The following is a 19,242-nucleotide window of genomic DNA, read 5'->3' on the forward strand; positions in this document are numbered from 1 at the left end:
ATGAGTCTGTTACTGGCAATACTTCAGGCGCTGGTGTTGTTCGCCGTTGCGCCACTGCTGTCGGGCATCACGCGCGTGGCGCGCGCCCGGATGCACAACCGTCGCGGGCCTGGCGTGCTCCAGGAGTACCGCGATCTCTTCAAGCTGCTCTCCCGCCAGAGCGTGGCACCGGATGCCGCAGGCTGGGTCTTCCGCCTGACGCCGTTCGTGATGGTCGGCGTGATGCTGACCATCGCCACCGCGCTGCCGGTGGTGACGGTGGGCTCGCCGCTGCCTGCACTTGGGGATCTGATTACGCTGATTTACCTCTTCGCCATTGCCCGCTTCTTCTTTGCTATTGCGGGCCTGGATACCGGCAGCCCGTTTACCGGTATCGGCGCCAGCCGCGAGGCGATGCTGGGCGTGCTGGTCGAACCGATCCTGCTGCTGGGGCTGTGGGTGGCCGCGCAGGTCGCGGGTTCCACCCATATCAGCTTTATCACCCACACCGTTTACCACTGGCCGGTGTCACGTACCCTCCCGCTAGTGCTGGCCCTTTGCGCCTGCGCGTTCGCCACCTTTATTGAGATGGGCAAATTGCCGTTTGACCTCGCAGAAGCCGAGCAGGAGCTGCAGGAAGGACCGCTCACCGAATACAGCGGCTACGGCTTTGCGGTGCTTAAGTGGGGCATCAGCCTCAAGCAGCTGGTGGTATTGCAGATGTTCCTCGGCGTCTTTTTCCCGTGGGGGCAGATGACGCATTTCTCCGCTGGGGGGCTGGTATTGGCCGTGGTGGTTGCCGCGCTCAAATTGCTGGTCGGCGTGCTGGTGATTGCCCTGTTTGAAAACAGCATGGCACGTCTGCGCTTTGTCGCGACCTCGCGCATCACCTGGGCCGGTTTTGGTTTTGCATTTTTAGCGTTCGTCTCCTTGCTGGTGGCGTGATTAAAGAGAGTATTTATGTCTGAAGAAAAGAAAGGTCAGCAGTATCTCGCCGCGTTGCATCAGGCTTTTCCGGGTGTTGTGCTGGATGAAGGATGGCAGACCAAAGACCAGGTAACCGTCACCATTAAGGTGAACTATCTGCCGGAAGTGGTGGAGTTTCTTTACTACCAGCAGGGCGGTTGGCTGTCGGTGCTGTTCGGCAATGACGAGCGTCAGCTGTGCGGCAATTACGCGGTGTACTACGTGATGTCGATGGAGAAGGGCGATAAGTGCTGGCTTACCGTACGCGTGGAAGTCGACCCGAACAAGCCGGAGTACCCGTCCGTCACACCGCGCGTGCCTGCCGCCGTCTGGGGCGAGCGCGAAGTGCGTGACATGTATGGCCTGGTGCCGGTGGGGCTGCCGGATGAACGCCGCCTGGTGCTGCCGGACGACTGGCCGGACGAACTGTATCCGCTGCGCAAGGACAGCATGGATTACCGCCAGCGTCCGGCCCCAACCACCGACAGCGAAACCTACGAGTTCATTAACGAACTCGGCAACAAAAAGAACAACGTGGTGCCGATTGGCCCGCTGCACGTCACCTCTGATGAACCAGGCCACTTCCGCCTGTTTGTTGACGGCGAAAACATCATTGACGCCGACTACCGCCTGTTCTACGTCCATCGCGGCATGGAAAAGCTGGCGGAAACCCGGATGGGCTATAACGAGGTGACATTCCTCTCGGACCGCGTGTGCGGCATCTGCGGCTTCGCCCACAGCACCGCCTATACCACCTCGGTGGAGAACGGCATGGGGATCGTGGTGCCGGAGCGCGCGCAGATGATCCGCGCCATTTTGCTGGAAGTGGAACGTCTGCACTCGCACCTGCTGAATCTCGGTCTGGCCTGTCACTTTGTCGGTTTCGACTCCGGGTTTATGCAGTTCTTCCGCGTGCGCGAGGCGTCGATGAAGATGGCGGAGATCCTCACCGGGGCGCGTAAAACCTACGGTCTGAACCTGATCGGTGGGATCCGCCGTGACCTGCTTAAAAACGACATGATCCAGACCCGACAGCTGGCACAGCAGATGCGTCGCGACGTGCAGGAGCTGGTGGATATGCTGCTCAGCACGCCCAACATCGAGCAGCGTACCGTGGGGATCGGCCGTCTTGATCCGGAGATCGCCCGCGACTTCAGCAACGTTGGCCCGATGGTGCGCGCCAGCGGCCACGCCCGCGACACCCGCGCCGATCACCCGTTTGTCGGTTACGGCCTGCTGCCAATGACCGTACACAGCGAACAGGGCTGCGACGTCATCTCCCGCCTGAAGGTGCGTATCAACGAGGTCTTCACCGCGCTGAATATGATCGACTTTGGGCTCGATAACCTGCCGGGCGGCCCGCTGATGGTGGAGGGCTTCACCTACATCCCGAACCGCTTTGCCCTCGGCTTTGCCGAAGCGCCGCGCGGGGACGACATCCACTGGAGCATGACCGGCGATAACCAGAAGCTTTACCGCTGGCGCTGCCGTGCGGCCACCTACGCCAACTGGCCAACCCTGCGCTATATGCTGCGCGGCAACACGGTCTCCGACGCGCCGCTGATCATCGGCAGCCTCGACCCGTGCTACTCCTGCACCGACCGCATGACCGTGGTGGACGTGCGCAAGAAGAAAAGCCAGGTGGTGCCGTACAAAGAGCTTGAGCGCTACAGCATCGAGCGTAAGAACTCGCCGCTGAAATAAGGACTCGTCATGTTTACCTTTATCAAAAAAGTGATCAAAACCGGCACGCCCACCAGCCGCTACCCGCTGGAGCCGATGCCGGTGGATAAAAACTTTCGCGGCAAGCCGGAGCACAACCCGCAGCAGTGCATCGGCTGTGCGGCCTGCGTCAACGCCTGTCCGTCGAATGCCCTGACGGTGGAAACGGATCTGAAAACCGGCGAGCTGGCCTGGCAGTTTAACCTCGGACGCTGCATCTTCTGCGGCCGCTGCGAAGAGGTTTGCCCGACGGTCGCCATTCGTCTGTCTCAGGAGTACGAGCTGGCGGTGTGGAAGAAAGAAGACTTTTTGCAGCAGTCGCGTTTTGCCCTGTGTAACTGCCGCGTCTGCAAACGTCCGTTCGCCGTACAAAAAGAGATCGACTACGCCATCGCGCTGCTGAAGCACAACGGCGACGCCCGCGCGGAGCATCATCGCGAAAGCTTTGAAACCTGCCCGGAATGCAAACGGCAGAAATGCCTGCTGCCGTCCGACCGCATCGATATCACCCGTCATATGAGAGAGGCCAGCTGATGGAAAACTTACTCGGTCCGCGCGACGAGCGGGGCATTCCGGTGCCAATGACGGTGGAGGAGTCCATCGCCAGCATGAAAGCGTCGCTGTTGAAAAAAATCAAACGCTCGGCCTACGTTTACCGCGTGGACTGCGGCGGCTGCAACGGCTGCGAGATTGAGATCTTCGCCACGCTGTCACCGCTGTTTGACGCCGAACGCTTCGGCATCAAAGTGGTGCCGTCTCCGCGTCATGCCGACATTCTGCTGTTCACCGGGGCCGTCACCCGCGCCATGCGCTCGCCCGCGCTGCGCGCCTGGCAGTCTGCGCCCGATCCGAAAATCTGTATCTCCTATGGGGCGTGCGGTAACAGCGGCGGCATCTTCTATGACCTCTACTGTGTGTGGGGCGGCACCGACAAAATCGTGCCGGTGGACGTCTACATTCCGGGCTGTCCGCCGACGCCTGCCGCCACGCTGTACGGCTTTGCCATGGCGCTCGGCCTGCTGGAGCAGAAAATCCACGCCCGTGAACCGGGTGAACCCGACAATCAGCCTGCGATGATCCTGCACCCGGACATGGTGCAGCCGCTGCGGGTGAAGGTAGACCGCACGGCGCGCAGGCTGGCGGGCTATCGCTATGGCCGCCAGATTGCCGACGATTACCTGCGCCTGCTGAGCCAGGGCGAGCACCAGGTGGCGCGCTGGCTGGAGGCGGAAAACGATCCGCGTCTCAATGAGATTGTGGCGAACCTGAACAGCATTGTGGATGAGGCGCGTATCCGATGAGTGAGACGGTGGTGTTCAGTCAGCTGAGCCGTAAATTTATTGATGAGAACGATGCCACGCCGGACGCGGCGCAGCAGGTGGTCTATTACAGCCTGGCGATTGGGCATCACCTCGGGGTGATCGACTGCCTGGAGGCGGCGCTGAGCTGCCCGTGGTCCGACTATCTGGCGTGGATCGCCACGCTGGAAGAGGGCAGTACGGCGCGGCGCAAAATGGAAGGGGTACCGAAGTACGGTGAGATCGTTATCGACGCCAACCATATTGCGATGCTGGCGAACGCGTTTGACGCGGCGCTGAAACGGCAAACCCCCGAACAGCAGGCGTGGAGCAAAACGCTGCTCAGCATGCTGCATGATATTCATCAGGAAAGTGCCATCTACCTGATGGTGAGGAGATTACGTGACTGACGTTTTACTGTGTGTCGGCAACAGCATGATGGGCGACGACGGCGCAGGCCCGCTGCTGGCAGAGATGTGTGCCGCGAATCCGCAGGGCAACTGGGTGGTGATTGACGGCGGCAGCGCGCCGGAAAACGATGTGGTGGCCATCCGCGAGCTGCACCCTGATCGGCTGTTGATTGTCGATGCTACGGATATGGGGCTGAACCCGGGGGACATCCGCCTGATCGACCCGGACGACATTGCCGACATGTTCATGATGACCACGCATAATATGCCGCTTAACTATCTGGTGGATCAGATCAAAGAGGACGTGGGCGAGGTGCTGTTTTTGGGCATTCAGCCGGACATCGTCGGATTTTATTACCCGATGACACCCCCGGTGAAAGCCGCGGTGGAAGTGGTCTATTCACGGCTTGCGGGGTGGGTTGGAAAGGGTGGGTTTGAACCCCTCTCCTCATAGGGGAGAGGGTGTTTTTTGTCCCCTCTCCCTGTGGGAGAGGGTTAGGGTGAGGGCAACAGGCTACGCCAGATCCCCCCCGTTACTCGCAATCACCTTCTTATACCACCAGAACGACTTCTTGCGTTTGCGCTCCAGCGTGCCGTTTCCGGCATCGTCGCGGTCAACGTAGACAAACCCGTAGCGCTTGCTCATTTCGCCCGTTGAGGCCGCCACCAGGTCAATGCAGCCCCAGGTGGTATAGCCCATCAGCGGCACACCGTCCTCAATGGCATCGCCCATCGCGCGGATATGTTCGCGCAGATAGCTGATGCGGTAGTCATCGTTAATTTCGCCGTTTTCATCAATGACATCTTTTGCGCCAAGGCCGTTTTCCACCAGGAACAGCGGTTTCTGATAACGGTCGTACATCATGTTCATGGTGATGCGCAGGCCGAGCGGATCGATGCCCCAGCCCCATTCGCTCACCTGAATATGCGGGTTGCGCAGGGATTTGACGATGTTCGCCGCATTGGTATTATTCGCATTCATATTGGCCGACGCGCAGCGCGAGGCGTAATAGCTGAACGATACAAAATCGACGGTGTTTTTCAGCATTTCGTCGTCGCCCGGATCTTTCACAATCACCACCCCTTTTTCGCGGAACACGCGGGCGGAGTAGGCCGGATAGCTGCCGCGCGCCTGCACGTCGATAAAGAACAGGTTCTCGCGGTCCTTCTCCAGCGCCATCCATACGTCTTCCGGCTTGCAGGAGTAAGGGTAGAAATTCCCGCCCGCCAGCATGCAGCCGACCTGGTTTTCCGGGTTTACCTCGTGGGCGATTTTGGTCGCCAGCGCGCTTGCGACCAGCTCGTGGTGCGCGGCCTGGTATTTCACCTGATCTTCGTTTTCACCTTCTTCGAACACCAGCCCCGCGCCGGAGAACGGGCTGTGCAGCATGATGTTGATCTCGTTGAAGGTGAGCCAGTATTTCACCAGACCGTTAAATTCTTCGAAACAGGTGCGGGCGTAGCGGGCGAAGAAATCCACCATCTTGCGGTTGCGCCAGGAGCCGTACTCCGTCACCAGATGCATCGGCACGTCGAAGTGGCACAGGGTGACCAGCGGCTCAATGTTGTACTTTTTGCACTCTTCAAACACCGCGCGATAAAAGGCAATGCCCTCTTTGTTCGGCAGCGGTTCGTCGCCGTTCGGATAGAGGCGGCTCCAGGCAATCGAGGTGCGGAACACCGTAAAGCCCATCTCCGCCATCAGGGCGATGTCCTCTTTGTAGCGATGGTAAAAATCGATCGCCTCGTGGCTTGGGTAAAACTCGTCGTCACGCAGCGAAAAACGCTTTTCCTTACCAAGCTTCACCGCCAGGCGGTTTGTGCCGTGAGGGATCATGTCGACCGTGGTCAGCCCTTTGCCGCCTTCACGGTAAGCGCCTTCGCTCTGGTTGGCGGCAAGCGCGCCGCCCCATAAAAATCCTTGTGGAAAAACAGACATTTCTACCTCGTTATACGGTTAAACTTGTGCGGTTTTGGCCTGCACCGGCGCACTCTGCAGGGCGCGGGCTTTTTCAGCCTCGTCTTCGACCGGGATATCTTCAAAGCCTAATATCAGGGTCAGCACGAAGGAGAGCACGACCGCCAGCGCCATGACGCCGAATACCCAGACAATGGTCATCGGGTTGGCCGGATCGAAGAACTGCACGCTGGTAAACAGCCCCGGCGCCGCCATCGAGTGGCTGGCAAGCCCCGCAATACCGGCCACCGCACCACAGATAAAGCCGCTAATCAGGCTGGCAATCAGCGGGCGTTTCAGGCGAACCGCCACGCCGTACAGCGCCGGTTCAGAGATGCCCGCCATGATGGCGGAAGCCGCCGCGGCCAGCGCCGTCTGGCGCAGCTCCGGGTTTTTCGTTTTCCATGCCACCGCCAGGGATGAACCGCCGAGCGACAGGTTGGCACCGATTTCCGACGGCATCACCATTCCCTCTTTACCTGTTTCGGCAATGGTCTGAATGATAGTCGGGGTAAAGACGCGGTGCATCCCGGTCATGACCAGCAGCGGCCAGAGCGCGCCCATGATCGCCACGGAGAGCCAGCCCAGATAGCCGTGGATGGTGTAGACCAGCGCGGAGATGGCGCTACCGATCCAGATCCCCAGCGGCCCAATCAGCACGATGGCGAGCGGGGCGGCAATCAGCACGATCAGCATCGGCTTGAGGAAGTTTTTCGTCACCGCAGGCGTAATGCGATCCACCCAGCGTTCGATATACGACAGGCACCAGGTCATCACCAGCGCCGGGATCACGGTGTAGGTGTATTTCACCGCCGTCACCGGGATAAACGCGAATTCGACGTGCTCACCCTGCGCGGCTTTCGCCATCAGCTCGATAAAGCTCGGGTGCACCAGCACGCCTGCAATGGCGATCGCCAGCGACATGTTGGTTTTGAATTTCACCGCGGCAGATGCTGCCACCATCAGCGGCAGGAAGAAGAACGCCCCGTCGCCGATGACGGTCAAAATGGTGAGCGTCGGCGCGCCTTTCTCCAGCACGCCGGTCATCTCAAGGATCATCGCCAGCAGCTTGACCATCGAGCCGCCGATGATCGCCGGGATCAGCGGCGACATGGTGCCAATCAGCGCGTCGAGGATCCCGGCACCGATGCGGCGCAGGGTCAATTTCTGTGGGCCTTCCGGCACGGCAGGCTGGAGGTCGGTTGGCAGCAGGCTCACCACCTCACGGTACGCCTGAGAAACGGTATTGCCGATAATCACCTGGCACTGGTTGTCGTTACGTACCACGCCCAGTACGCCGCTGATATTTTTCAGGCGTGCGGTATCGGTAGCGGTTTCGTCTTTCAGGACGAAACGCAGTCGCGTCATGCAATGGGTGACGGCGACGATGTTGTCTTTGCCGCCAAGCGCGCTGACAACGTCTTGCGCCAGCGCGGCATAATTTTTGGCCATCGGATGTGATCCTGTTGTCGTTGTGAGAGTATGTAGGAAACCGGTTCCACACAATCATCATGAGTTTCTTTGAATGAAACAAGATCGCATTTTGACCATTTTTTCATTTCGTGATGGCGATCACCAGACGGTTCAAAAAGCGTGAGCGCGTCGTTGCGACAATTGTTTGGCAGTGCAGTACACTGCGTGCCATCAGTATGAAAGGGAATAACAACATGACCACGATGCTTGAAGTGGCGAAGCGGGCAGGCGTTTCGAAAGCGACGGTTTCCCGGGTGCTGTCGGGGAATGGCTATGTCAGCCAGGAGACCAAAGACCGGGTGTTTCAGGCCATCGAAGAGAGCGGCTATCGCCCCAATTTGCTGGCGCGCAACCTGGCGACCAAACGCACCCAGACGCTGGGACTGGTGGTGACCAACACCCTGTATCACGGCGTCTATTTTAGTGAGTTGCTGTTTCACGCCGCCCGCATGACGGAAGAGAAGGGGCGGCAGCTGATCCTGGCGGACGGCAAGCACAGCGCCGATGAAGAGCGCGAAGCCATCCAGTACCTGCTTGATATGCGCTGTGACGCGGTCATTATCTATCCGCGTTTTCTGAGCGTGGAAGAGATGGACGAGATCGTCGAGAAATACGAGCAGCCGATCATGGTACTGAACCGTCGCCTGCGTAAAAACAGCAGCCACAGCGTCTGGTCAGATCATAAAGCCTCCTGTCAGGAAGCGGTGTCACAGCTGATTGAGAAAGGGCACCGTGACATTGCGTTTATCACCGGCTCGCTGGATTCGCCCACGGGCGTGGAGCGTCTCTCCGGCTACAAAGATGCCCTGGCGCAGCACCAGATCCCGCTGCGTCCGACGCTGATCGCCCACGGCAAATGGAACCCGGCCAGCGGCGCGGCGGCCGTGTCTGAGCTGCTCTCGCGCGGCGAAACCTTTACCGCGCTGGTGGCGAGTAACGACGATATGGCGATTGGCGCCATGAAACAGCTTCACGACAGCGGCGTCGCCACGCCTGATGCGGTGTCGGTGGTAGGCTTCGACGATGTGGCGATTGCGCCCTACATCGTGCCCTCGCTCTCCAGCGTGCGTATTCCGGTCACGGAGATGATTAAAGAGACCATCAGCCGCCTGATTTTTATGCTCGACGGCGGCGAGTTTAAATATCAGCAAACCTTCTCGGGTGAGCTTATCCTGCGCGACTCTGTCATCGACGGCCCGCACCGCTGATGTCGACAGCTGTCATCGTCAGAAGTGACGATGACAGCCCTGGCGTCATTTTCTAAATCACTATAAATCAACGAGTTAAAAACTGGCACGGTTTATGAATATCTCCGCGCATGACTGTAATGCTGGAGAAGCAGATGAACCGTTTTATTATGGCCGATGCCAGTAAATGCATTGGCTGTCGTACCTGTGAAGTGGCGTGCGTGGTGTCTCATCAGGCGGAGCAGGATTGCGCTTCGCTTACGCCAGAGACCTTTTTGCCGCGGATCCACGTCATCAAAGGCGTGAATATTTCCACTGCCGCTATCTGCCGTCAGTGCGAAGACGCGCCGTGCGCCAACGTCTGCCCTAACGGGGCAATCAAACGTGAAAAAGGCTTTGTGCATGTGATGCAGGCGCGCTGTATCGGCTGTAAAACCTGCGTGGTCGCCTGCCCGTATGGCGCGATGGAGGTGGTGGTTCGTCCGGTGGTCCGCAACAGCGGCATGGGGCTGAACGTGCGGGCGGAAAAAGCCGAAGCCAACAAATGCGATCTTTGCTATCACCGTGACGCCGGTCCGGCCTGTATGGAGGCCTGCCCGACACACGCGCTGGTTTGCGTGGATCGCGATAAGCTCGAGCAGATGAGCGCCGAGAAGCGCCGTCGCGCAGCGTTCGATACCACCTCATCTCTGCTGTTCTGATCCGTCATGGGCGGTAACGGCGTACAGTTGCGGGTGCGTGGCAAGGTGCAGGGCGTGGGCTTTCGGCCCTTCGTCTGGCAACTGGCTCAGGCGCTGCAGTTGACCGGCGATGTCTGCAACGACGGAGAGGGCGTGCTGGTGCGCCTCGCGGGTAATGGGGGGCATTTCACCGCGAGGCTGCGCCAGGACTGCCCGCCGCTGGCGCGCATCGAGAGTATCGACACGCAGCCGTTCCACTGGTCAACGCTGCCGGAGACATTCACCATTCGCCACAGCGCGGGCGGAGCAATGGACACCCAGATTGTACCGGATGCCGCCACCTGTCCCGCGTGCCTTGCGGAGATGAACGACCCCCACGAGCGCCGCTATCGTTACCCGTTTATTAACTGCACCCACTGCGGCCCGCGTTTTACCATTATCCGCGCCATGCCGTATGACCGCCCGGCCACGGCCATGGCGCCATTCCCGCTCTGCTCGCCGTGCGAAACGGAATACCGCAACCCTGCGGACCGACGTTTTCACGCCCAGCCCGTGGCGTGCCCGGACTGCGGCCCTGAGCTTGAGTGGCGTGCGGCCGATCGGGTTGTCACCCGCGAGCTGGCGCTGAACGCGGCGGTGCAGATGCTGAAAAACGGTGGCATTGTGGCTATCAAAGGGCTGGGCGGATTTCATCTGGCCTGCGACGCGCTTAACCCGCAGGCGGTGGCAATGCTGCGGGCACGTAAGCAGCGTCCGGGGAAACCGCTGGCGGTGATGATCCCCAGCGCCGACGGCCTTCCGCAGCCGGTGCAAACGCGGCTGCGCTCGCCTGCCGCGCCCATCGTGCTGATCCCTAAAGCCTGGCTGCCGGCCTTCCCGGACGACATCGCACCGGGCCTGGATAGCCTCGGTGTGATGCTCCCGGCCAATCCGCTGCACCATTTGCTGATGCAGGAGACGCGACGCCCGCTGGTGATGACCTCCGGCAACCTCAGCGGCAGACCGCCTGCCATCAGTAATCCACAGGCGCTGGAACAGCTCGCAGAGATTGCTGACGGTTTTCTGCTCCATAACCGCGACATCCTGCAGCGGATGGACGATTCCGTGATTGATCAGGACGGGGCCATGCTGCGTCGGGCGCGCGGTTTCGTGCCGGATGCCATCACGTTACCCGCCGGTTTTAGCCCTGTTCCCTCTATTCTGGCGACCGGTGCCGACATGAAGAATACCTTCTGTCTGGTGCGCGGTAACCAGGCGGTGCTGAGCCAGCATTTTGGCGATCTCAGTGACGACGGTGTCGAGGCCCAGTGGCGTTCAGCACTGTCGTTGATGCAGCAGATCTACGCCTTTCAGCCAGAGCGGCTGGTGTGCGATGCCCATCCTGGCTATCACGCCCGGCTCTGGGCACAGGAGCAGGCGCTGCCGGTCGATACCGTACTGCATCATCACGCGCATGCCGCGGCCTGCCTTGCCGAAAACGGCTGGCCGCTCGACGGTGGCGACGCCATCGCCCTGACGCTGGACGGGATCGGCATGGGCGAGCACGGCGCGCTGTGGGGCGGGGAGTGTCTGCTGGTGAACTACCTTGAGTGCGAGCATCTGGGCGGCCTGCCCGCCGTGGCGATGCCGGGCGGCGATCTCGCGGCCATGCAGCCCTGGCGAAATCTGCTGGCACACTGCCTGGCGTTTGTTCCTGACTGGCAACGCTACCCGGAAACCCGCGCCGTACGTTCGCAAAACTGGCCGCTTTTAGCGACCGCCGTTCAGCGCGGCCTTAACGCGCCGCTGGCGTCGTCCTGCGGGCGGTTGTTTGATGCGGTGGCCAGTGCTCTGGGTATTGAAACACAACGCTATGAAGGCGAAGCCGCACGCAGGCTGGAGGCGCTGGCCGCGCAGTGTCCGGGTGTTGAGCACCCGGTGACGCTTCAGGTTGAAAACCTTGCGCTCTTCTGGAAGCAGTGGCTGGCCTGGCAGGCGCAACCCTGCGAGCGCGCGTGGGCCTTTCACGACGCGCTGGCAAAAGGGCTGGCGGCGTTAGCCCGACACCATGCCCGACGCCTGTCGCTCTCTACCGTCTGTTTCAGCGGCGGCGTGTTGCATAACCGCCTGCTGCGGGCGCGTCTGCGGGTACACCTCTCTGATTTCACGCTTCTTTTTCCCTATCATCTGCCTGCGGGTGACGGGGCTATCTCCTTCGGGCAGGCGGTGGTTGCCGCAGCCCGGTCATGTTCAAAAAGGATGTAAAATGTTACGACGCTTACGCAATGAACCTCGCGCCGCGCTCCTGCTGCTGGCGCTGGTAATGGCTAATCTTCTGGCGTGGGGCTGGGCGTGGAACGCCTTTAGCAGCAGTTCTGCGTTAATGGCCGCAAGCCTGCTTGCCTGGTGCTATGGGTTGCGTCACGCGGTGGATGCTGACCACATCGCGGCCATTGATACCGTGACACGCAAGATGATGCAGCAGGGCAAGCGCCCCTCTGGTGTCGGGGCGTGGTTCTCACTGGGGCACTCCACCATTGTGGTGCTGGCTTCCATCGCCATAGCCGCGACGGCGACCGCGTTTCAGAAAAATATGGCCTGGTTTCATGAAACCGGCAGCCTGATTGGCACGGCCGTCTCCGCGACGTTCCTGCTGGCGATGGCGTTAGTCAATATGGTGATTTTGCGCGGCGTCTGGCGCAATTTTCAGGCGCTGAAAAACGGGCAGGCGGTGCAGGGAGACATCTCCCTCCCGGCGCAGGGCGGAATAATGAACTGGCTGTTTGGCGCGACTTTCCGCCTGGTCAACAAAAGCTGGCAGATGTATCTGGTCGGTTTTCTGTTCGGGCTTGGTTTTGATACCGCCACTGAAATCGGCGTGCTCGGGATCTCTGCCGCCAGCGCCTCAAACGGTATGTCGGTGTGGTCAATCATGATCTTCCCGGCGCTTTTCGCCAGCGGCATGGCGCTGGTGGATACCCTCGACAACCTGCTGATGGTGGGGGCTTACGGTTGGGCATTTAACAAGCCGCAGCGCAAGCTCTACTACAACATGACCATTACCGGTACCTCTGTGGTGGTGGCGGTGTTTATCGGCGGGCTGGAAGCGCTGGGGCTGCTGATGGAAAAATTTGCCCTCAGCGGCGGCATCTGGGATCGCATTGGTGCCGTCAACGATAACCTCGGCAACGCCGGTTTTGTGGTGGTTGGGCTGTTTGTCGCCTGCTGGCTGATCTCCATGATCAACTACCGCTGGCGCGGCTACGACGCGCTGGTCATACATTCCTGAGTGCTGCGCTAAAACCATTGTGTTTGAGGGGTAAAATCGCCATGATGTCGTTCCGGTAAAGCGAAGTAGGGTGCCGTTTTGCTGGAAAAATGGAATGCATATCTTGCTGTTTATGAAGGTTTTCACTCTTTTATATTCAGTTAAATAATAAGTTAAGGACAGATGGCGATGATTTACCTTTTTTGTATTTATCTTGCTAATAGATTACGTAAAAAAAAGCCCCGGGACATCGGGGCTGTGGATAATAAAATCCCAGGGTTAAGTAAGCGTGGTAAAAGGTTAAGGGTTAAGCGGGCAGCGATTTCAGTAGCGCGAAAGCCTCCTTCATCCGATCTTCGCTAACCACGAAGGCGCGGAGCTGGCCATCGGCGTCAGAGCCGCGCGCGACCATTCCCTGAGCTTCCACAGCGATCTGCCAGTTCAGATCCTGGCGCTGGGTTTCACCTGCCAGATGCAGCGGCAACGCAGGCGTTTTCACCTTCACCAGCATGGCCGGTAATTTCAGTGGCGCGCTGTTGCCGAGCAGGTTTTTTGCCAGATACATGGCGCTAAGCTGGATCGGCTGCAGGAAAGGCAGTACCTGGCCGTTGATTTCCGCGCAGTCCCCCAGGGCGTAAATGTCGGGTTGCGTGGTTTGCAGGTAGCTATTCACCTTCACGCCACGGCCTGTTTCAGCGCCTGAGCGGTGCGCCAGCGCCGTTTCCGGGCGCAACCCCGTCGCGGCAACCACCACATCGACTTCCAGGCTGCGATGGCGGTCAAGCGTCGCGCGAATGCCGCCTTCGGTTTCGCTCAGATGTTGCAGTTGCGATTTCAACAGCAGATGCACGCCCATGTCGGTCAGACGGTGCTGTAAGCGACTGCTTACTTCTGCAGGCATCAAGGCCGACAGAATGCTTGCCGCGTGGTCGACCAGGGTGACGGCTTTACCCGCCCGACAAAAATCCATCGCCAGCTCGGTGCCAATCAAACCGCCGCCAACAATCATTACCCGTTTTGCATCACGAAGCTTCGTTTCGCTGGCCCGATACTCCTGCTGGCTGTTGAGCGTCATCATCAGCTCGCGGCCGGTAACCGGCGGCACGAACGCAGAGGCCCCCGTCGCCAGCACCAGCTTGTCGTACTGCCAGGTTTTATCTTTCGCTTTTACCACGTGGGCATCGGCGTCAATATCGGTGACCCAGGTGTACGGAAACAGACGCAGGTTGAACTGCTCCGCGAACTCCCCCGCCGTCTGGCGGGTGAGATCGTCGGCGCGCTGGTTCAGGCTAATCACATGGCTTAAATCGGGCTTGTTGTACTCGTCCATGCTGTCGGCCGCGATCATCGTCAGCGGCACATTAGCGTCCTGTTTGCGGATATTTTTCACCAGCTGGCGGGCGGCAAAGCCCGAGCCGATGATGACGATACCGTTGCTCATTTTGCCTCCGTTGCCAGTTCGTCAAAGACGTCTTTTCCGAGGGAACATTCCGGGCAGAGGAAGTTGTCCGGCACCTCACTCCACGGCGTACCTGGAGCCACGTCCTGCAACGGCTCGCCCAGTTCCGGGTCGTAGATCCACTGGCAGACGCTGCACTGCATGCGTGGACCGAGATCGGCGCTGGCTGCCCCGGCACAGGTTTGCGGCTGTTCGGCGGGGAGTGCTGCGGCCTCAGGAAGCGGTGCAAGCGCCCACTGACGAGCAATATCGCGGCCGTGCTGACGACAGACTTCCAGCGCGTCAAGATCCGGACGCCATTTGGCCTTCAGGCTCATGGACATCTCAAAACCGGCATCCTGCAGGCGGGTGGAGAGACGATCTACCGCGCCGCCGCTCCAGCCGTGGGAGCCAAAGGCGCTGGCACGTTTGTTACGGAAGCGCAGACCGGTCATCTCTTCCACCAGGCCAGCAATTTTCGGCATCATCACGTTGTTCATGGTGGAGGTGCCCACCAGCACGCCCTTAGAGCGGAAGACGTTGGTGAGGATCTCGTTTTTATCGCTGCGCGCCACGTTGAAGATTTTCACCGCCACGTTTGGGTCCACCTCGTTGATGCCCTGGGCGATGGCGTCTGCCATCATGCGGGTGTTGTTGGACATGGTGTCGTAGAAAATCGTGATGCGGTCTTCCTGATAATCCGCCGCCCATTTCAGGTACAGCTCAACGATCTGGGTGGGGTTTTCACGCCACACCACGCCGTGGGAGGTGGCAATCATATCCACCGGCAGGTTGAAGCCGAGGATCTCGGTGATTTTGGGCGTCACCAGACGGCTGAACGGGGTCAGGATGTTGGCGTAGTAGCGCTGGCACTGTTCGAACAGCTCGGTCTGATCCACTTCATCGTTAAACAGGCGTTCGTCGCAGTAGTGCTGACCAAAGGCGTCATTGCTGAACAGCACCGCATCGCCGGTCAGGTAGGTCATCATGCTGTCCGGCCAGTGCAGCATCGGGGTTTCTACGAAGATCAGCTGTTTACCGTTACCGATATCCAGCGTGTCGCCGGTTTTCACGGTGTGGAAGTTCCACTCCGGATGGTGATGGTGACCGTTGATGGAGTCGATGGCGTTGGTGGTGCAGTAGATCGGGGTATCCGGAATGTGGGACATCAACTCGGTCAACGCCCCGGCGTGATCCTCTTCCGCGTGGTTGATGATGATGTAGTCGATGTCGTTCAGATCGATTTCACTGCGCAGGTTCTGCACGAACTCGCGGCTGAATTTATGATCGACGGTATCGATCAGTACGTTTTTACCTTCACGAATGAGATAGCTGTTATAGCTGCTGCCGCGCAGCGTTTTATATTCCGTTCCGTGAAAATCACGCACTTCCCAGTCACGTTGACCAACCCAATGAATGTTATTTTTAACCAGAATAGACATAGCAACCTCAAATAATACGGCGTGTTGAAAAAGATGTTTTGTCTATATCAACTTGCGTGCCAACTTTTATTTTATTGATTTTTATGGATTAAATTTTTTATGCCCCGGAATGGGTAGTCATTATGACTATCGTTAAAGATGTCAATATGACACTATGTATTGTCAAAATGACAGCGAGGCAGACATGAGCTTTTCCGTAGACGTGCTGGCGAAAATCGCCATTGAACTGCAAACCGGCATCGGGCATCAGGATCGTTTTCAGCGGCTGATCTCCACGCTGCGCCACGTGCTGGACTGCGATGCTTCGGCGCTGCTGCGCTACGAGGGACGGCAGTTTATTCCGCTGGCCATCGACGGGCTGGCGCAGGACGTGCTCGGGCGACGCTTTACGCTGGAAGGTCACCCGCGGCTGGAAACTATCGCCCGGGCGGGTGACGTAGTGCGTTTTCCGGCAGACAGCGATCTGCCCGACCCGTACGACGGCCTTATACCCGGACAGGAGAGCCTGAAGGTGCACGCCTGTATCGGCCTGCCGCTGTTTGCCGGACAAAACCTGATTGGGGCGCTGACCCTCGACGGCATGTCGCCGGACCAGTTCGATACCTTCAGCGACGAAGAACTGCGCCTGATTGCGGCCCTGGCGGCCGGGGCGCTGAACAATGCTCTGCTGATTGAACAACTGGAGAGCCAGAATATTCTTCCCGGCAGCCCGGCGGCGTTTGAACAGGTCGCGCATACGGAGATGATTGGCCTCTCGCCAGGCATGGTGCAGCTCAAAAAAGAGATTGAGATCGTCGCGGCATCCGATTTGAACGTGCTGATCTTCGGTGAGACCGGCACCGGTAAAGAGCTGGTGGCGAAATCCATTCACGAAGCTTCACCGCGTGCGGCCAACCCGCTGGTCTACCTTAACTGCGCCGCACTGCCGGAAAGCGTGGCGGAAAGCGAGCTGTTTGGTCACGTCAAAGGGGCATTTACCGGGGCCATCAGCAACCGCAGCGGCAAGTTTGAAATGGCCGATAACGGCACGCTGTTCCTCGATGAAATAGGCGAGCTTTCGCTGTCGCTGCAGGCCAAGCTGCTGCGCGTATTACAGTACGGTGATATTCAGCGCGTGGGAGACGACCGCAGCTTACGGGTCAACGTGCGTGTGCTGGCGGCAACCAACCGCGACCTGCGCGAAGCGGTGCTGAACGGCAATTTCCGCGCCGATCTGTTCCATCGTCTGAGTGTTTTTCCGCTTACCGTGCCGCCGCTGCGCGAGCGTGGGGAGGATGTGGTGCTGCTGGCGGGTTTTTTCTGCGAACAGTGTCGGCTCAAAATGGGCTTGTCGCGCGTGGTATTAAGCCCGGGGGCGCGAGGCCATCTGCTGACCTACGGCTGGCCGGGTAATGTACGCGAGCTGGAGCACGCCATCCATCGCGCGGTGGTGCTGGCGCGGGCGACGCGCACGGGGGATGACATCGTGATTCATGCGCGCCATTTTGCCCTGCATGATGAAAATATACCGTCCGTGAAGCCCGCTGCGCCTGAAAGCGTGAACGAGAATCTGCGTGAAGCGACGGAAGAATTTCAGCGTCAGATGATTACCCGCGCGCTGGAACAGAACAACCGCAGCTGGGCGGCGTGCGCGCGGGCGCTGGAAATGGACGTCGCCAACCTGCACCGGCTGGCGAAGCGTCTGGGACTGAAGGGTTAAATAATGCCTGCTTGGTAGAAATCCTGCAGGTTGATGGCGCCGCACAGGCGACCAGCGTCATCCACCACCGGCGCGGCGGTGATTTTACGTTTCATCAGCACCTCTTTGGCTTCAATGGCGCGGCTGTTGGCATTCAGCGTTAACCCGCCAGAGGTCATCGCTTCTGAGACGCGTGCCTCCAGCTTGCCGCCGCCCACCAGCCAGCGGCGCAGGTCGCCGTCGGTAAAGACGCCTTTCACCTGGCGCGTATCGTCGCAGACGGCGACCAGTCCCAGCCCGGTGCGGCTCAGCTCCAGCATCGCGTCCATCACGCTGGTATCGAGTTTGACCTGCGGGATGGCATCGCCAGAGCGCATCAGGTGATGAACATTATTCAGCAGCCGTGCGCCGAGCGCCCCGGCAGGGTGTGAACGGGCGAAATCTTCTTCATTGAAACCGCGCGCCTGCATCACCGCCATTGCCAGCGCATCGCCCATCATCAGGGTGTTGACGGTGCTGGAGGTGGGGGCGAGGTGCATCGGGCAGGCTTCACGCTCCACGGCAATATCCAGCACCGCTTTGGCCGCCAGCGCCAGCGGCGAACGGCATTTACCGGTCATGGCCAGCAGGGCGATCGATTTTTCCTGCAGGCGCGGGATGATGAGGTCCAGCTCTTTGGCCGAGCCGGAGTAGGAGATAAACAGCATCACGTCGCGGCTTTCAATCATCCCCAGATCGCCGTGCAGGGCTTCAGCCGGGTGCACGAAGAACGCCGGTGTCCCGGTGCTCGCCAGCGTTGCGGCAATTTTTTTGCCGATGTGGCCGGACTTGCCGATCCCGGAGACAATCACTTTGCCTTCACACTGGATGATGGTGTTGGCGGCGCGGACAAAATCGTCGCCCAGCCGTTCCGGCAGGCGGCTGGCCTCCTGTAGCTCCAGCATCAGGGTCTGACGGCCTGCGTTTAACAGAAAATCACTCATCTTTTTCTCCCGTTACGATCACATCGATGCCTTTCTCTTCCAGCGCTTTTTTGAACGCCGGATCGATCCCTGCGTCGGTAATCAGCGTATCGACGCTTTCAAGGCTGCAGACAATGTTGGGGCTTTTACGGCCAAACTTCGAGGAGTCCGCCATCAAAATCACCTCCCGGGCGGCGTTGCACATGGCTTTACTGACGCTGAACACCTCGTTGAACGTGGTGACACCGGCGTTCAGGTCGATGCCGTCGGTGCCCATAAACAGTTTGTCAAAGCTGAAGTGCTCGAAGGCATTTTCCGCCAGCTGGCCGTGAAAGGACGCCGATTTTTTACGGAAGGTACCGCCGGGCATCAGAATGGTTTGTTCGCTGTCGAACTCTGCCAGGGCGTTGACGATGTGCAGGCTGTTGGTCATCACCGTGATGTTGTTAAAGCGGTTGAGCAGCGGGATCATCTGCAGGACGGTGCTGCCCGCATCAAGAATAATGGAGTCACCATCATGGATAAATTTCACGGCGGCTTCGGCAATCAGCGCTTTCTGGTGGGTGTTGATCAGCGTTTTGTGATCGATAGGCGGGTCGGCTTCATCTTTGTTGAGCATCACCCCACCGTAGGTTCGAATGACCGCGCCTGCGTTTTCGAGCAATACCAGGTCCTTGCGTATCGTTGTGCCGGTGGTGTCAAAGTAGTGGGCCAGCTCTTCTACCGAGCATTTTCCCTGCTTTTGCAGATGCTCAAGAATGGCCGCCTGCCGCTGACGAGGTTTCATAGGCGCTTCGTTCCTT

The 19,242-nt window shown here is 59.3% G+C and carries 17 protein-coding genes; 11 read left to right on the plus strand and 6 right to left on the minus strand.

Annotation, left to right across the window (positions count from 1 at the left end; genetic code table 11):
* The 6 genes from EQV24_RS14745 to hycI are packed head-to-tail and all read left to right on the plus strand — an operon-like array spanning position 1 to position 4,829.
* On the plus strand, positions 1–924 hold the full coding sequence (locus tag EQV24_RS14745; protein WP_062730074.1) for a respiratory chain complex I subunit 1 family protein: 924 nt from the start codon (positions 1–3) through the stop codon (positions 922–924).
* 15 nt (positions 925–939) lie between these two features.
* Positions 940–2,649, plus strand: coding sequence for a formate hydrogenlyase subunit HycE (gene hycE / locus EQV24_RS14750; RefSeq protein ID WP_095439838.1), 1,710 nt, complete (start codon positions 940–942; stop codon positions 2,647–2,649).
* Between the two features lie 9 nt (positions 2,650–2,658).
* On the plus strand, positions 2,659–3,201 hold the full coding sequence (locus tag EQV24_RS14755) for a formate hydrogenlyase complex iron-sulfur subunit (RefSeq protein WP_013098464.1): 543 nt from the start codon (positions 2,659–2,661) through the stop codon (positions 3,199–3,201).
* Positions 3,201–3,968, plus strand: coding sequence for an NADH-quinone oxidoreductase subunit B family protein (locus EQV24_RS14760; RefSeq protein ID WP_130626727.1), 768 nt, complete (start codon positions 3,201–3,203; stop codon positions 3,966–3,968). The genes EQV24_RS14755 and EQV24_RS14760 overlap by 1 nt, the downstream gene beginning before the upstream one ends.
* A complete protein-coding gene (locus EQV24_RS14765) occupies positions 3,965–4,375 on the plus strand; it encodes a formate hydrogenlyase maturation HycH family protein (protein WP_014833049.1) in 411 nt (136 codons plus the stop codon). Before EQV24_RS14760 ends, EQV24_RS14765 begins: the two co-directional genes overlap by 4 nt.
* Positions 4,368–4,829: a hydrogenase maturation peptidase HycI gene (hycI, locus tag EQV24_RS14770; RefSeq protein WP_038420483.1), complete on the plus strand. Its 462-nt coding sequence runs from the start codon at positions 4,368–4,370 to the stop codon at positions 4,827–4,829. The genes EQV24_RS14765 and hycI overlap by 8 nt, the downstream gene beginning before the upstream one ends.
* A 60-nt stretch (positions 4,830–4,889) precedes the next feature.
* Here hycI and EQV24_RS14775 read toward each other — a convergent pair whose 3' ends face one another.
* Complete coding sequence (locus EQV24_RS14775; RefSeq protein WP_130626728.1) at positions 4,890–6,314, minus strand: 6-phospho-beta-glucosidase; 1,425 nt, start codon at positions 6,312–6,314, stop codon at positions 4,890–4,892.
* Between the two features lie 18 nt (positions 6,315–6,332).
* Positions 6,333–7,784, minus strand: coding sequence for a PTS cellobiose/arbutin/salicin transporter subunit IIBC (gene ascF, locus EQV24_RS14780; RefSeq protein WP_013098459.1), 1,452 nt, complete (start codon positions 7,782–7,784; stop codon positions 6,333–6,335).
* 215 nt (positions 7,785–7,999) lie between these two features.
* Between ascF and EQV24_RS14785 the strand changes: the two genes are divergently transcribed.
* The 4 genes from EQV24_RS14785 (at position 8,000) to EQV24_RS14800 (ending at position 12,940) form a co-directional block, all read left to right on the plus strand.
* Positions 8,000–9,013 carry a LacI family DNA-binding transcriptional regulator gene (locus tag EQV24_RS14785; RefSeq protein ID WP_029883949.1) on the plus strand — a complete coding sequence of 338 codons (1,014 nt, stop codon included), beginning with the start codon at positions 8,000–8,002 and terminating at the stop codon, positions 9,011–9,013.
* A 134-nt stretch (positions 9,014–9,147) separates the two neighbouring features.
* Complete coding sequence (gene hydN, locus EQV24_RS14790; protein WP_014833044.1) at positions 9,148–9,693, plus strand: electron transport protein HydN; 546 nt, start codon at positions 9,148–9,150, stop codon at positions 9,691–9,693.
* A 6-nt stretch (positions 9,694–9,699) separates the two neighbouring features.
* Positions 9,700–11,916, plus strand: a complete 2,217-nt coding sequence (hypF, locus tag EQV24_RS14795) for a carbamoyltransferase HypF (RefSeq protein WP_130626729.1) — start codon at positions 9,700–9,702, stop codon at positions 11,914–11,916.
* A 1-nt stretch (position 11,917) separates the two neighbouring features.
* Positions 11,918–12,940, plus strand: coding sequence for a HoxN/HupN/NixA family nickel/cobalt transporter (locus EQV24_RS14800; RefSeq protein ID WP_038984766.1), 1,023 nt, complete (start codon positions 11,918–11,920; stop codon positions 12,938–12,940).
* A 286-nt stretch (positions 12,941–13,226) separates the two neighbouring features.
* Here EQV24_RS14800 and norW read toward each other — a convergent pair whose 3' ends face one another.
* Both norW and norV read right to left on the minus strand, forming a co-directional pair.
* Positions 13,227–14,360 carry an NADH:flavorubredoxin reductase NorW gene (norW, locus tag EQV24_RS14805; protein ID WP_130626730.1) on the minus strand — a complete coding sequence of 378 codons (1,134 nt, stop codon included), beginning with the start codon at positions 14,358–14,360 and terminating at the stop codon, positions 13,227–13,229.
* Positions 14,357–15,799 carry an anaerobic nitric oxide reductase flavorubredoxin gene (norV, locus tag EQV24_RS14810; RefSeq protein WP_013098452.1) on the minus strand — a complete coding sequence of 481 codons (1,443 nt, stop codon included), beginning with the start codon at positions 15,797–15,799 and terminating at the stop codon, positions 14,357–14,359. Before norV ends, norW begins: the two co-directional genes overlap by 4 nt.
* 184 nt (positions 15,800–15,983) lie before the next feature.
* Here norV and norR point away from each other — a divergent pair, with 184 nt between their 5' ends.
* Complete coding sequence (gene norR, locus EQV24_RS14815) at positions 15,984–17,498, plus strand: nitric oxide reductase transcriptional regulator NorR (RefSeq protein ID WP_045294928.1); 1,515 nt, start codon at positions 15,984–15,986, stop codon at positions 17,496–17,498.
* Here the strand turns inward: norR and gutQ are convergent.
* Both gutQ and EQV24_RS14825 read right to left on the minus strand, forming a co-directional pair.
* On the minus strand, positions 17,495–18,460 hold the full coding sequence (gutQ, locus tag EQV24_RS14820; RefSeq protein ID WP_057072113.1) for an arabinose-5-phosphate isomerase GutQ: 966 nt from the start codon (positions 18,458–18,460) through the stop codon (positions 17,495–17,497). The genes norR and gutQ overlap by 4 nt on opposite strands.
* The gene (locus tag EQV24_RS14825) at positions 18,453–19,226 is read right to left on the minus strand and encodes a DNA-binding transcriptional repressor (RefSeq protein WP_013098449.1); all 774 of its coding nucleotides are present in this window, start codon (positions 19,224–19,226) and stop codon (positions 18,453–18,455) included. The genes gutQ and EQV24_RS14825 overlap by 8 nt, the downstream gene beginning before the upstream one ends.
* Positions 19,227–19,242 lie beyond the last annotated feature (16 nt).

It is taken from the genome of Enterobacter sp. A8 (genome assembly GCF_004296595.1).
Lineage (GTDB): Bacteria > Pseudomonadota > Gammaproteobacteria > Enterobacterales > Enterobacteriaceae > Enterobacter > Enterobacter cloacae.